The 12851-nt window shown below is 62.3% G+C and carries 13 protein-coding genes; 7 read left to right on the forward strand and 6 right to left on the reverse strand.

Going from position 1 to position 12851, the window contains the following annotated elements:
- The first annotated feature begins 98 nt into the window (after nucleotides 1-98).
- From AB8W27_RS10405 to AB8W27_RS10425, 5 genes are read left to right on the forward strand one after another with little or no spacing between them, the layout of a single operon-like run.
- Nucleotides 99-1592 carry an ABC transporter substrate-binding protein gene (locus AB8W27_RS10405; RefSeq protein WP_041923528.1) on the forward strand — a complete coding sequence of 498 codons (1494 nt, stop codon included), beginning with the start codon at nucleotides 99-101 and terminating at the stop codon, nucleotides 1590-1592.
- The gene (locus AB8W27_RS10410; protein WP_041923527.1) at nucleotides 1589-2434 is read left to right on the forward strand and encodes an ABC transporter permease; all 846 of its coding nucleotides are present in this window, start codon (nucleotides 1589-1591) and stop codon (nucleotides 2432-2434) included. The genes AB8W27_RS10405 and AB8W27_RS10410 overlap by 4 nt, the downstream gene beginning before the upstream one ends.
- On the forward strand, nucleotides 2434-3348 hold the full coding sequence (locus AB8W27_RS10415) for an ABC transporter permease (RefSeq protein ID WP_041923526.1): 915 nt from the start codon (nucleotides 2434-2436) through the stop codon (nucleotides 3346-3348). The genes AB8W27_RS10410 and AB8W27_RS10415 overlap by 1 nt, the downstream gene beginning before the upstream one ends.
- Nucleotides 3345-4691, forward strand: coding sequence for a M20 family metallopeptidase (locus AB8W27_RS10420; RefSeq protein WP_041923525.1), 1347 nt, complete (start codon nucleotides 3345-3347; stop codon nucleotides 4689-4691). The genes AB8W27_RS10415 and AB8W27_RS10420 overlap by 4 nt, the downstream gene beginning before the upstream one ends.
- Nucleotides 4692-4709: 18 nt before the next feature.
- The gene (locus AB8W27_RS10425) at nucleotides 4710-5687 is read left to right on the forward strand and encodes an ornithine cyclodeaminase family protein (RefSeq protein WP_041923524.1); all 978 of its coding nucleotides are present in this window, start codon (nucleotides 4710-4712) and stop codon (nucleotides 5685-5687) included.
- On the opposite strand, the gene AB8W27_RS10430 is transcribed toward AB8W27_RS10425, so the two are convergent.
- The 3 genes from AB8W27_RS10430 to AB8W27_RS10440 all read right to left on the reverse strand — a co-directional run bounded on the left by AB8W27_RS10430 (nucleotide 5684) and on the right by AB8W27_RS10440 (nucleotide 9038).
- On the reverse strand, nucleotides 5684-7297 hold the full coding sequence (locus AB8W27_RS10430) for an ABC transporter ATP-binding protein (RefSeq protein WP_081469647.1): 1614 nt from the start codon (nucleotides 7295-7297) through the stop codon (nucleotides 5684-5686). The two genes, AB8W27_RS10425 and AB8W27_RS10430, sit on opposite strands and share 4 nt — an antisense overlap.
- 75 nt (nucleotides 7298-7372) lie before the next feature.
- On the reverse strand, nucleotides 7373-8413 hold the full coding sequence (locus AB8W27_RS10435; RefSeq protein ID WP_015741213.1) for an NADP-dependent oxidoreductase: 1041 nt from the start codon (nucleotides 8411-8413) through the stop codon (nucleotides 7373-7375).
- Between the two features lie 49 nt (nucleotides 8414-8462).
- Entirely contained in the window at nucleotides 8463-9038 is a 576-nt protein-coding gene (locus tag AB8W27_RS10440; RefSeq protein WP_015741212.1) for a helix-turn-helix domain-containing protein, read from the reverse strand.
- Nucleotides 9039-9076: 38 nt separating this feature from the next.
- Between AB8W27_RS10440 and AB8W27_RS10445 the strand changes: the two genes are divergently transcribed.
- Together AB8W27_RS10445 and AB8W27_RS10450 are read left to right on the forward strand one after the other, a co-directional pair.
- The gene (locus AB8W27_RS10445; RefSeq protein ID WP_007761041.1) at nucleotides 9077-9595 is read left to right on the forward strand and encodes a GNAT family N-acetyltransferase; all 519 of its coding nucleotides are present in this window, start codon (nucleotides 9077-9079) and stop codon (nucleotides 9593-9595) included.
- Entirely contained in the window at nucleotides 9592-10041 is a 450-nt protein-coding gene (locus tag AB8W27_RS10450; protein ID WP_007761039.1) for a DMT family transporter, read from the forward strand. The genes AB8W27_RS10445 and AB8W27_RS10450 overlap by 4 nt, the downstream gene beginning before the upstream one ends.
- A gap of 3 nt (nucleotides 10042-10044) precedes the next feature.
- Here the strand turns inward: AB8W27_RS10450 and AB8W27_RS10455 are convergent, their stop codons facing one another.
- The 3 genes from AB8W27_RS10455 to AB8W27_RS10465 are packed head-to-tail and all read right to left on the reverse strand — an operon-like array spanning nucleotide 10045 to nucleotide 12834.
- A complete protein-coding gene (locus AB8W27_RS10455) occupies nucleotides 10045-10929 on the reverse strand; it encodes an NAD(P)-dependent oxidoreductase (protein ID WP_015741210.1) in 885 nt (294 codons plus the stop codon).
- A gap of 16 nt (nucleotides 10930-10945) precedes the next feature.
- Complete coding sequence (locus AB8W27_RS10460; protein ID WP_015741209.1) at nucleotides 10946-11191, reverse strand: DUF2526 family protein; 246 nt, start codon at nucleotides 11189-11191, stop codon at nucleotides 10946-10948.
- A gap of 47 nt (nucleotides 11192-11238) precedes the next feature.
- On the reverse strand, nucleotides 11239-12834 hold the full coding sequence (locus AB8W27_RS10465) for an ABC transporter substrate-binding protein (protein WP_015741208.1): 1596 nt from the start codon (nucleotides 12832-12834) through the stop codon (nucleotides 11239-11241).
- Between the last annotated feature and the right edge of the window lie 17 nt (nucleotides 12835-12851).

Below are 12851 nucleotides of genomic sequence, written 5' to 3' on the forward strand. Positions count from 1 at the left end.
ATCTTATATCCTTGATAACACGGTTTTTGTGGTCAGGAAAACCGAAAATAATCAAAACTTTCACTGACCAGTACGACAACCATTAAGGTATTGACCTAATGAAACGACTGTCCCGTAAGCTTCTCTCTCTTTCTGTGGCGCTTTCTTTATTCGCTCCGCTCAGTCAGGCCAGTTCGCTGACCATCGCGCAGCCCACTTCCGCCACCGCCATGGATCCCGGCTTTCTGAAAGAAGCCGCGACGCTGGTGGATAACGTTTTCGATACGCTGGTGCTGCGCGACGCGCAGATGCAACTGAAACCCGGCCTTGCCACCCACTGGGAAGCCGTCAACGACACCACCTGGCAGTTCGACCTGCGTAAGGATGTCAAATTTACCAACGGCGAGCCAGTGAATGCCGCCGCGGTCAAATTTTCCATCGACCGAATTCTCGACCCGGCCAACCACGCGCCCACCATTTCTTACATTCGCACCATCAAATCCGTGGACGTTGTCGGCGACTATCAGGTGCGTATTCACACCAACGGCCCCGATCCGCTCCTGCCCACCCGCATGAGTCGTTATCCGGCTTATATCGTGCCGCCTGGTTATGTAAGTAAAGTCGGTGCTGCGGAATTTGCACGAAAACCTGTCGGAAGTGGCGCTTATATCGTCAAAACTTTCATTCCCGATGAACGTGTTGTGATGGAAGCCAACCCGAACTACTGGCGCGGCAAGCCGTCGATTGATGAAGTGACCTGGCGCCCGATCCCCGAGGCGACCGCGCGCATTACCGCGCTGCTGACCGGCGAAGCGCAGCTGGTAGAAGGCGTTCCGGCGGATCTCGCCCCGCTGGTGAAGAGCAAACCCGGCGTGAAGCTTGAGCAGGTGAAAGGCGGCGGGCTGACGATTTATCTCGGCATTAAAAACAGCGAGCCGCCGCTGAATGACGTGCGCGTGCGTCAGGCGCTGTCGCTGGCGCTGAACCGCGATGCCTATACGCAGTCGCTGCTGCACGGTTTCGGCACGCCGACCGGTACGCTGGCAGGCCCGAAAGATTATGGCTATAAAGCCATTTCCGCGCCGAAACAGGACCGGGAAAAAGCCAAAGCGCTGCTGAAAGAAGCCGGTTACGCGCAGGGCTTTACCCTGAAATTCCAGGCGCCGCGCCGTTATATCGCCAGCGCTGACGTAGGCCAGGCGATTGTGGCCGATCTCGCCGCCATCGGCGTGAAAGCGCAGCTCGAAGTGCCGGAATGGTCGGTTTACACCCAACAGGTGGCGTCCGGCAAACAGGCGCCGCTCTATATGCTGGGCTGGGGCTCCACCCAGACGCTGGATGCCGACGCCGCGCTCTATCCGGTGCTGCACGCAGGCGAGCCGTACTCCACGGTGAGCGATCCGGCGCTTGATAAACTGTTAAACGAGAGCCGCGCCACGGTAGATGCCGCGAAACGTAAAGCGCTGCTGGAGCAGATTCAGGACCGCGTCGCCACTGAACAGCCGCTGATTCCACTCTACCGGGAAGACGCGATTTACGCCTCCAGTGACAACGTCACGTTTAAAGGCCGTGAAGACGCCCGCGTGTCGTTGTTCGATATGAGGGTGAAATGATCTTCCCTGGCCGTTACGCATCCCGTTCACGCCGCCGTCCCCTGCCGGGGGACGGCCTTCTTGGCGGCGCGCTGCTGGCTGTACTCATCCTGGCAGCGCTCCTCGCCCCCTGGCTCCCGTTACCCGACCCGCTGCAAAGCGATCTCGCGGCGGTCTTTCAGGCTCCTGGCCCGCAACACTGGCTGGGCGCCGATCAACTGGGCCGCGACGTGCTGGCGCGCATTCTCGCCGGCGCCCGTCTCTCGCTGTTCGTGGTGATGATCGCCGCACTCATCGCCGCCACCATGGGCACGCTGATGGGCATGGTGGCGGGCTACTTCGGCGGCTGGGTCGATGCGCTTATCATGCGGCTTATCGATATTCAGCTGGCGGTGCCGTTTATTCTGCTGATCCTGCTGGTAATGGCGCTGTTCGGCACCTCGCTTGCTAACATTATCGTTATCATGGGCGTGACGAGCTGGGCGATTTACGCCCGCGTAGCGCGCGCCAGGACGCTGGAAATTCGCGAGCTGGAGTATATCGAGGCCGCGAAAACCATGGGTTTTTCGCACCTGCGCATTATGCTGCGCCATATTTTACCGGCGCTCGCGACACCGCTACTGGTGCTGCTGACGCTCGATATCCCGCGCCTCATTGTGCTGGAAGCCTCCGTCGGTTTTCTCGGCATGGGCATCCAGCCGCCGACGCCGACGCTTGGCAATCTGATTGGCGAAGGTCGCGCCTATATGTTGCTCGCGCCGTGGCTGGTGGTCTGGCCTGGCTGCGCCATCGCCATGCTGGTGGTGGGCTGTAACCTGCTCGGCGACTACTGGCTGCGCACCACCCAGGCGAGGGTCGAATAATGGCGCGCTATCTGATTTCACGGTTTTTCCAGGCGCTGCTGGTGATGTTCGGCGTTTCGCTGCTGATTTTCTTCAGCCTGCACCTGACGGGCGATCCGGCGGCGGTCATGATGCCGCCCGGCGCCACCACGCAGGAGATTGCCGATTTCCGCCACGCGATGGGCTTTGACAGGCCGCTGCTGACCCAATACGCCGATTACGCGGCCCACCTTCTGCGCGGCGATCTGGGCGAGTCCCTGCGTTTTGGCCAGCCGGTAGCGACGCTGATTGCCGAACGCCTGCCCGCCACCGCGCTGCTGGCGCTGACGGCGCTCGCCTGGAGCACGCTCGCGGGCCTCGCGCTGGGGCTGCTAAGCGCGCTGTGGCGCGACACAATCTGGGACTTGCTGGCGCGCCTGGTGGCCTTTAGCGGCCAGGCGGTGCCGGTCTTCTGGCTGGGGCTGTTGATGATTTTGTTCTTCAGCCTGCAACTGCGTCTGTTGCCTTCCGGCGGCTACGGCGAACCGTTACAGCTCATCATGCCCGCGGTCTGTCTGGGCGCTTACTACATGAGCGCGATGGCGCGACTGGTGCGCGCGAGCCTGATTGACGTGCTTGACCAGGATTACATCCGCACCGCGCGCGCCAAAGGCCTCAGCGCCTGGCGGGTGCTGGTCCGCCACGGGCTTCGCAACGCGCTGATCCCCGTGGTGACGGTTCAGGGGATTTCGCTGGCCGCGCTGCTTGGCGGCGCGCTGGTCACGGAGATCATCTTTGCCTGGCCGGGCATTGGCCGCCTGGCGGTACAGGCTATTCAGAACCGTGATTTTCCGCTGGTGCAGGGCGTGGTGCTGCTCGCCGCGCTGACATTTGTGGTGGTGAACCTGTTGATTGATTTGCTTTACCTGGTACTGAACCCAAGGATACGTTTATGACCGTTCAGCCGAATGCCTGCCTGGAGGCGACGATCGAGCTGCTCTCGTCGCTCACCGCCTGGCAAAGCGTGGCCGACGAGCCGGACGAACAGCGCTCCCTCGCGGCCTGGCTCGAAGCCTGGCTTGCCGACGAACTGGAGGCAGAAGTGATCCTGCCGGTGGCGCAGCAGCCTGACGACCGCCCGCCGCTGGTGCATGTGCGCGTGGATATCGGCGCGCCGGACACGCTGGTGCTTTACAACATGTATGACGTGATGCCCGCCGATCCCGAGGGCTGGCAGGTCGACCCGTTTACCGGCGGCATCCGCCGCTGGCCCGATAAGGGCGACGTGTTTATCTCGCGCGGCGCGGAAAACAACAAAGGCCCGCTCGCCGGTATGCTTACCGTGGTGCGGGAGCTGTGGGAGAGCGGCAGGCTGACCACCAATCTGGAGATCCTGCTGGAGGGCGAAGAAGAGTGCGGCAGCGGCACGCTCCGGCGCTATCTCGCCCGTACGCCGTGCCCGGTGTCGCCTGCGCTCGCCGTGCTGTTCCCGTCGCTGTGCGAATATGGCGGCGGCGCGCCACGGCTCTATCTCGGCTTTACCGGCATGACCACCGGGCGTCTGCGCGTCGCGGGCGGCGACTGGGGCGGCCCGCAGGCCGCCATTCACGCGAGCAACGCGGCGTGGATAGCGAACCCCGCGTGGCGGCTGGTGCAGGCGCTCGCCGCCATCGCCCCCGCGGGGCGCAACGGGGTGCTGGAAACCCTGCCGCTTGACGACGCCGCCCTGCACATTCTCGACGAGCTGGCCCCGCAATTCAGCATCGCAGACGAACTGGCGATGCGCAAAAGCCAGCGGCTGACGATTAGCGGCGACAGTCGCGAAGCGCTGGCGTTTTTACTCGGCAGCGCGGTGCTGAATCTCAGCGAGATCCGCACTACGCCCCTGCCGGGCCGCGGCATTATTCCCCCGCTCGCCTGCGCCGAATTCGCGCTGCGCACGCCGCCGGGGAGTTCACCGGAGAGATTGCTGGACGCCATGCGCGCGTCGCTCTCTCATCAGGCCATTACCGGCGTAGAGCTGGTCGTTGATGACAGCTATCCCGGCAGGCGTTTTTCGGCTGACGACGCGGGCGTGATGGAACTTCTGAACAGTTATCACCAGCAGCAGGCCCGCCCGCAGATTTGGCCCTGGGCGCCCGGCTGCGCCCCGGCGTATGCTTTCGCGCCCGTCGCGCCCGCGTTTCTAATCGGCGGGCTCGGCTATGGCGGCAACGCGCACGGCGTGAACGAGTTTGTCACCCTGCGCGGGCTGTCGCGCTATACCCGGTCGCTGCGCGACTGGTTGCTCTCATTCTGACGGATTCAGGAGATAACCATGCGATTTCTCACCGGCCAGCAGGTGGCGGAGCTCGGCGGGCTTGACCCGCACGCGGCGCTGAAGGATGTCACCGACGCGACGCTGCTGATGGCGGCAGGCGACGCCGTGATGCCCGCCGAAACGCACGTGCCGCTCGATACCGCGCCCGGTAAGGTTTACGCCCTGCCTGCGCGCGTCGGCGGGCGGTTTAACGCCACCGGCGTCAAGTGGACGGCGCACCGCCCGCAGCCGCAGGACAATCTTCCGATGGCGCTGACGATGACGATCATCAACCGCGCCGACAGCGGCGTGCCGGTGGGGCTTGTAGAGAGCGGCGGGCTGACGGCGGTGCGCACCGCCGCGGTCTCGGCGCTCGCCCTGCGCCACGCCGCGCCCCGCGAGGTGAAACGCGTGCTGCTGCTGGGCGCGGGCGTACAGGCGCGCGCGCATCTGGCGATGTTACGCGCGCACTTCCCGTCGCTCGCTGTTGCAGGCCTGTGGAACCGCACGCCCGCGCGGCTTGAGGAGATGCCCACGGCGACGCTGCCGTTTCCGTGTGAAATCTACCGCGATCTGAATGAGGCGCAGAAACAGCCGTGGGATGCCGTTATCACCTGCACCGGCGCGCAGCAGCCTTTTCTCGGCCCCGAATGGTTCCAGCCGGGCCGGTTAATCCTGCAGATTGGCTATCATGAAGTGAGTTTTGCGGCGATCAACCGCGCCACGCAGGTGGTGGTGGACGCCTGGGGGGAGTTTCGCCATACCAGCGCCAAAAGCCTGTTTCAGATGTATCGCGCGGGCGAATTTGCCGATGACGGCTGGGCGGCGGATCTCGCCGCGCTCTTAACCGGCGCGTGGCGACCGATGCCGGACGACTGCGTTTACTTTTCATCGTTCGGGCTGAACGTGTTTGATATCGCGCTCGCCGCGCGGGTGTTGCAGAAGGCGGCGCAAGAAAACGTCGGTACCGCCCTGCCGTTATTTAGCGTCTCTTAAGCGTCTTCGCGCAGGCGCAGCGCCTGGTGGATATCCGGCGCGCTGTCGATAAGCCGCCGGGTATAGGCATGGGCGGGCGTTTGCAACACCTGCCGCGTCGGCCCTTCTTCCACCACTTTCCCGAGGTAGAGCACTAACACGCGATCGCAGAGCTGGCGCACCGCCTGGAGATCGTGGCTGATAAACAGTACCGACAGCCCGAGCTTGTCGCGAAGCTCCGCCAGCAGGCGCAGGATCTGGCCTCTCACCGGCAAATCGAGCGCGGCTACTGCTTCATCCGCCACCAGCAGTTCCGGCTCCAGCGCCAGCGCGCGGGCGATGGCGATTCGCTGGCGCTGCCCGCCGGAGAACGCCGCCGGACGCCGCTGCGCCCATTCCGGTTTCAGCCCGACCAGCGTCATCAGTTCGCTCACCCGTTCGGCAATCGCCGGGCCGTGGCGCAGCCCGTGCACCCGCAGCGGCTCGGCGAGCTGATCGCCGACGCTCATGCGTGGATCGAGGCTGGCGTAAGGGTCCTGAAAAATCATCTGCGCGCGGCGGCGCACGCGGTGTCGTTCAGCGCGGCTCGCCTGCGCCATCTCAATGCCGTCAAAGAAAACAGCCCCGCTGTCTGCGTCGATAAGCCCGATGGCCGCGCGCCCGAGCGTGGTTTTGCCGGAGCCGGATTCGCCGATAAGCCCGACGATTTCGCCCCGCGCCACGCTAAAGGTGGTGGGATGCAGCACCCGCTGGCGCTCCGCCGGAATAAACGGCAGCCGCGGGCGGCGCGGAAAGCTTTTCACGATGCCCGTCACTTGCAACAGCGGCGTCTCATCGCGCGCCACCACGCGCTCGGGCGGCTCCTGCGGCGTGGAAGCCGCAATCAGCCGCCGCGTCCAGTCGGCCTCAGGCGCGGTAAAGAGCGGCGCCACCGGCCCCTGCTCGACAATTTCGCCGCCGTTCATCACACAGGCGCGATCGGCATAGCGCGCCACCACGCTGAGATCGTGCGTTACCAGCAATACGCCCATCCCCATCTCCTGCTGGAGATCTTTCAGCAGGCCGAGGATTTGCGCCTGAAGCGTGACATCCAGCGCCGTGGTGGGTTCATCGGCAATCAGCAGGTCTGGTTTGCCGCTAATGGCGCTCGCTATCATGACGCGCTGGCGCATCCCGCCGGAGAGCTGGTGAATATACTGACGCGCCCGCTTTTCCGGCTCGCCGATGCCGACATGGCCCAGCAGCGCCACCGCCTCGCGGGAGGCCGCTTTCCAGCCCAGCCCACGATGACGCACCAGCACTTCGGCAATCTGCTCGCCCACTTTCAGCACCGGATTCATGCTGCTCATCGGCTCCTGGAAAATCATGGCGATATGCCGCCCGCGCAGGCCCGCCGGGTATGGCGCATCGGGAAGAATGGGGATGGTATCGTCGAAGCAAATCTCACCGCCGCTCTGCCAGACGCCGCGCGGCAGAAGGCCGGTGACGGCTAAAGAGGTGAGCGTTTTGCCGCAGCCGGATTCGCCGACCAGCGCGACCATTTCGCGGCGTTCGACGGTCAGACTGACATCATGAAGTAAGGTTGCCTGGCGACTTTGCAGGCTCAGATGAGATACGGTTAACAGCGGCACAGGCGGCTCCCGACAACAGGCTTTGGTCGAGCATATCGGCAGCCGCCGTGGTTAACAAGTTGTTATTTAGCTGGTTTATGCTTCGTCCTGGCCGACGCGGATCACCAGCTTGCCGAAGTTTTTCCCTTCCAGCAGGCCGATAAACGCCTCCGGCGCGTTCTCAAGACCATCCACAATGTGCTCGCGGTAGTGAATTCGCCCTTCAGAAACCCACTGGCCCATTTCGCGCTGGAACTCTTCGATGCGGTGGCCATAATCCTGGTTGATGATAAAGCCCTGCATCCGGATGCGTTTTTTCAAAAGCGTGCCCATCAGGAGCGGCAGACGATCCGGGCCAGGCGGCAGGTCGGTGGCGTTATAGCCGGAAACCAGCCCGCACAGCGGCACGCGCGCGCCGGTATTAAGCAGCGGCATCACGGCGTCGAAAACTTTACCGCCGACGTTTTCATAGTAAACATCAATGCCCTGCGGGCAGGCGGCGGCAAGTTTCTCAGCAAAATCCGGCGCGCGGTGGTCGATACACTCGTCAAAGCCAAGATGCTCCACCGCGTAACGACATTTCTCTTCGCCGCCCGCCACGCCGACGACGCGACAGCCTTTGATTTTGCCGATCTGCCCGACGCTTGCGCCCACCGGGCCCGTCGCGGCGGCGACCACCAGCGTTTCGCCCGCTTTCGGCGCGCCGATATCCAGCAGGCCCATATAGGCGGTGAAGCCGGGCATCCCCAGCACGCCGAGGAACCACGACGGATGCTCAGGCGATTTCCCAAGCGGCGTCAGTTGTTTCGGATCGCAGATGCAGTAATCCTGCCAGCCGCTATAACCGACCACCCAGTCGCCGGGGTTGAAATCGGGGTGAAGCGATTTCTCCACCACGCCGACGGTGCCGCCGACCATGACTTCGTCAATCTGCACCGGGGCAGAATAAGACGGCTCATCGCTCATGCGACCGCGCATATACGGATCGAGCGACAGATAGACGGTGCGCACCAGCACCTGACCTTCGCCTGGTTCGGCGATGGTATCTTCTTCCAGACGGAAGTTCTCCGCCACGGGTTTGCCATGCGGACGGGAGGCCAGCACCCAGCGGCGATTACGGGACGATGGTTGGGTCATGATGTTCTCCTTAGTTTTCAGGGCATCCAGAAAGCGTAGTGCATTCACGTCAACTGGCGACGTTATTCAGACGCACGATCAGATAGACGCACGGCGCGTCGCTCTGGTTGATAAAATGGCATTCGTTCGGCGGGCCAAGCTCCAGGCAATCGCCCTCGCGCATCAGGTGGCGGGTTTCGCCTTCGCGAAACACCAGCTCGCCCTGCTGCACCCAGATAAGCTGGCGCGCGAACGCATAGGCCGAGGCGGGCATCGGGATATCGCTGCCGGCGGGCAGCTCCACCTGAACCAGATCCAGCGGCAGGTCAGATTTTGGCGAGACGTGGCGGCGCAGATAGTGGCTTTGCGGATCGCGCCAGACCGGCTGATCGGCAAAGCGCAACAGCCGCCCTTCGTTCATCTCCGCGCGGGCGATAAGCGTGGACATGCTCAGCCCCAACGCGCCGGAGAGCCGCCCCAGGAGCGTGGCGGTCGGGCTGCTTTCCCCGCGCTCGATTTTATGGATCATGGCGCGGGACACCCCGGCGCGCTCTGCAAGCTCGCTCAGCGACCAGCCGCGGGTTTCGCGCTCGACGCGGATACGCTCACCAATCCGTTGATTTAATGTGTCGATTATATTATTCATAACGTAACATTATAGTGTACGACTGCCGGGGTTCAACCATGCTGATTCGCCATGCCACTGCGGACGACTGCGCCGCTATCGCCGACATTTTTAACGATGCGGTATTACATACCGCCGCCATCTGGAGCGATTCCACCGTCGACACGGAAAACCGCCTCGCCTGGTTTTATCAGCGCGGCAACGCCGGGTATCCGGTGCTGGTGGCGGTACTGGGCGACACCGTGGTGGGCTACGCCTCATTCGGCGACTGGCGCGCCTTTGACGGCTTTCGCCATACGGTTGAGCACTCGGTCTACGTGCATCCTGATCACCATGGCAAGGGCATCGGCAAGGCGCTGATGACGCGACTGATTGTCGAGGCGCAGGCCATCGGCAAGCATGTGATGGTGGCGGGGATTGAATCGCGCAACGCAGGCTCCATCGCGCTGCATGAAAAACTCGGGTTTACCATCACCGCGCAGATGCCGCAGGTGGGCACCAAATTTGGCCGCTGGCTGGATCTGACGTTTATGCAGCTTCAGCTCGACAATCGCAACGAGCCGGACGCCATCGGATGAATTCGTCGCTCAGCCTGCTGTTTCTGACCGCCGCCGGGGCGGGTCTGGTGGTGCAAAACATGCTGATGGTGCGCATCACGCAGTCGGCCTCCACCATTCTTATCGCCATGCTGCTCAATTCGCTGGTAGGGATTGTGCTGTTCTGCGCCATTCTCCTGCTGCGTAACGGCACGGCGGGCTTCAGCGAGCTTATCGCCACCGTGCGCTGGTGGACGTTGCTGCCAGGGCTGCTCGGGTCGTTTTTCGTCTTCGCGAGTATTAACGGCTATCAGCATCTCGGCGCGGCCACGACTATTGCGGTGCTGGTCGCAAGCCAGCTGATTGGCGGGTTGCTGTTCGATATTGCGCGCAGTAGCGGCCTGACGCTGCGGATGGTGGCAGGGCCGGCGGCGGGCGCGGTGCTGCTGGTGATTGGCGCCTGGCTGGTCGCCAGGCGCACGTTCTGAAGGTTACGCTTTCGGTTTCTGCCCGCTGCGGCGCGCGCTGACGGTCGCCAGCGCCGCCCAGTCGAGCTGTTCATCGCCGTGGGCCAGCGCGTCAAGGTAGTTATCGCGCAGCACGCCCGCTACTCCCATCGGCACGTTTTTGCTCTCGGCGGCCTGCTGCGCGAGACGCACATCTTTGAGCCCCAGCTTCATGGTGAAACCGGCGGGCGTGTAGCGATCTTCGGCAATCATCGCGCCATAGTTTTTATACGCGGGCGCGGCAAACAGCGTGCTGGTCATCATACCGAGAAAATCGCCTTTGCCGACGTCATAAGCCTCCACCAGCGCCGACGCCTCGCCCATCGTCTCGATCGCGCTCGCCAGCATAAAGTTCGCCGCGAGCTTCACCGCCGCGGCCTGCGCCGGGCTGTCGCCAAAGGTCCAGGTTTTCTGGCCCAGCACGTCGAAAATCGGCTGCGCTTTCGCGAGCCATTGCGCCTCGCCCGCCGCGAGAATATTCAGATTGCCTGCCGCGGCGACATCCACACGCCCAAGCACCGGGGCGGCGAGATAGCCGATGTTCCGCTGACGCGTCAGCGCGTCCATTGCCTCAGTAAACGCCACGGAAACGGTCGCCATATTAATCCACAGCGCGCCCGGCGCGAGCGACGCCAGCGCGCCCTGCTCCACCACCACGTTTTCGGTGGCCGCGTCGTCGGCAAGAATAGTGATTAAGATATCAGCGCCATGAATCTCTTTCGGGCTTGCCGCAACCTGCGCGCCGGACGCGCGCAGCGCCTCTGCAGACGCAGGCGAGCGGTTCCAGACCGTGACCGTAAAGCCCGCTTTAACCAGATTTTGCGCCATCGGCTGGCCCATGCCGCCCAGACCGAGAAAAGCAATATGCATGAGAATTCCTTGTAAATTATAAAATTTTGCCGCCGCGGGTCAGCTCGGCCAGGCGCTCCGCCGCCTCGCGCTCGCGGTCTTCTTTGTGCTGACGACCATGATGGGCGATCGCGTTGCGCAGTTGCTGTTGCAGGTCGTAACGCTCCTCGCGGCCTAGTTGCGCGTCATCGCTGAGCGCAATCAGCAGCTCATTCATAGGAGCAATAACATGTTGTTCAATCACCGCGTCAACGCGGCGCTGCATTTCATCACGATGTGTCATAAAACCTCCTTAAACGCGTCGCCGCGGCAGGTGCCGCGGCGCAGTGCTTAGTTGATTTTCGCTTTCGAGAAGTCGCTGCCCATCAGGCTTACGCTGTACCCCGTGACGTTGCTGCGAGTCGCGTAGAAGGTGCGGCCGTTGGCCAGCGGCACCCACGGCGCCTGCTGGTAGAAGATCTCCTGCGCCTGTACGTAGCGTTTCGCGCGTTCTTCCGGCGCGCTGACGCGTTTGGCCTGATCGATAAGGTCAGTGTATTTCTTATCGCACCAGCGGGCCGCGTTCGAGCCGCTCTGGATGCTGTCGCAGCTCAGCAGGACATCAGCGAAGTTATCCGGATCGCCGTTGTCCGACATCCAGCCATACAGCGCGGTATCATGCTCGCCCTTGCGGATGCCGGAGAGATATTCACCCCACTCGTAGCTGACGATTTTCGCCTTCACGCCCACTTTCGCCCAGTCGCTCTGGATCATCTCGGCGATGCGGCGCGAATTCGGGTTATACGGGCGCTGCACCGGCATCGACCACAGCGTCGCTTCAAAGCCCTTCTCCAGCCCCGCCTGCTTGAGCAGCGCTTTCGCTTTTTCAGGATCGTAATCGTAGGTTTTCAGGTCTTTATCGTAACCGAGCATATTCGGCGGGATCGGTGATTTCGCCACCGTGCCGCTGCCCATGAACACGGCATTGATGATCGATTTTTTATCGACGGCGTAGTTCAGCGCCTGGCGCACCAGCACGTTGTCGAACGGTTTTTTCTCGGTGTTGAACGCCAGATAACCGACGTTCAGCGCCTCGACGCTGTGCAGCGTCAGGTTTTTATCGGCTTTGATCGGCTCAAACTGCACCGGGCTCGGCGCCGGGATAATCTGGCACTCGTTGGTTTTCAGCTTCGCAAGGCGCGTCTCGACGTTCGGGGTAATCGAGAAGATCAGGTGTTTGGTCGGCACCGCGCCATCCCAGTAGTTCGGGTTGGCGATGTAGCGGATAAGCGAATCGACTTTGTACTGTTGCAGCGCATACGGACCGGTGCCGATGGGCCAGTTATCGACGTTCTCCGGCGTGCCTTTTTTCATCATCGCATCAGCATATTCCGCTGAAAGAATAGACGCGAAATCCATCCCCCAGTCGGCCAGGAACGCGGCGTTTGGCTCGCTCAGGGTGAACTGGACGTGATAGTCGTCGAGCTTTTTCACCTCAGTGATGAGCTTATCGAGACCCACATCCTGGAAATATTCGTAATTGCCCTGCGACACCTTGTGGTACGGGTGATTCGGGTCTTTCTGGCGCATCACCGAGAAAATCACATCGTCGGCGTTGAAATCGCGCGTCGGTTTAAAGAATTTATTGCTGTTGAATTTCACGCCCTGACGCAGCGTGAACGTCCAGGTTTTACCGTCCGGGCTGACCTTCCACTCGGTGGCGAGCGACGGCACCGGCGTATTGGTTTTCGGATCGAAATTCACCAGGCGGTTATAAAGCACCTGGGAGCTTGCCACGAAGCTTGGGCCGGAACTCGCGATTTGCGGGTTGAAGGATTCCGGGGACGCCTCGGAGCAGTAAATCAGGGTATCGCTGTTCGCCGCGATCGCGCTTGCCGGTAACAGGGCGCTCAACAGCAGCCCGAGCAATGTTTTTCCTGTCTTCATCTTGTGCCTTTTATTTT

Origin of the sequence: Cronobacter turicensis (genome assembly GCF_041222865.1) — a bacterium.
Lineage (GTDB): Bacteria > Pseudomonadota > Gammaproteobacteria > Enterobacterales > Enterobacteriaceae > Cronobacter > Cronobacter turicensis.

Excerpts from the sequence above, each read along its gene's own strand:
- AB8W27_RS10405 (WP_041923528.1), top strand. The coding sequence starts at position 99 with ATGAAACGACTGTCCCGTAAGCTTCTCTCTCTTTCTGTGGCGCTTTCT.
- AB8W27_RS10410 (WP_041923527.1), top strand. The coding sequence starts at position 1,589 with ATGATCTTCCCTGGCCGTTACGCATCCCGTTCACGCCGCCGTCCCCTG.
- AB8W27_RS10415 (WP_041923526.1), top strand. The coding sequence starts at position 2,434 with ATGGCGCGCTATCTGATTTCACGGTTTTTCCAGGCGCTGCTGGTGATG.
- AB8W27_RS10420 (WP_041923525.1), top strand. The coding sequence starts at position 3,345 with ATGACCGTTCAGCCGAATGCCTGCCTGGAGGCGACGATCGAGCTGCTC.
- AB8W27_RS10425 (WP_041923524.1), top strand. The coding sequence starts at position 4,710 with ATGCGATTTCTCACCGGCCAGCAGGTGGCGGAGCTCGGCGGGCTTGAC.
- AB8W27_RS10435 (WP_015741213.1), bottom strand. The coding sequence starts at position 8,413 with ATGACCCAACCATCGTCCCGTAATCGCCGCTGGGTGCTGGCCTCCCGT.
- AB8W27_RS10440 (WP_015741212.1), bottom strand. The coding sequence starts at position 9,038 with ATGAATAATATAATCGACACATTAAATCAACGGATTGGTGAGCGTATC.
- AB8W27_RS10445 (WP_007761041.1), top strand. The coding sequence starts at position 9,077 with ATGCTGATTCGCCATGCCACTGCGGACGACTGCGCCGCTATCGCCGAC.
- AB8W27_RS10450 (WP_007761039.1), top strand. The coding sequence starts at position 9,592 with ATGAATTCGTCGCTCAGCCTGCTGTTTCTGACCGCCGCCGGGGCGGGT.
- AB8W27_RS10455 (WP_015741210.1), bottom strand. The coding sequence starts at position 10,929 with ATGCATATTGCTTTTCTCGGTCTGGGCGGCATGGGCCAGCCGATGGCG.
- AB8W27_RS10460 (WP_015741209.1), bottom strand. The coding sequence starts at position 11,191 with ATGACACATCGTGATGAAATGCAGCGCCGCGTTGACGCGGTGATTGAA.
- AB8W27_RS10465 (WP_015741208.1), bottom strand. The coding sequence starts at position 12,834 with ATGAAGACAGGAAAAACATTGCTCGGGCTGCTGTTGAGCGCCCTGTTA.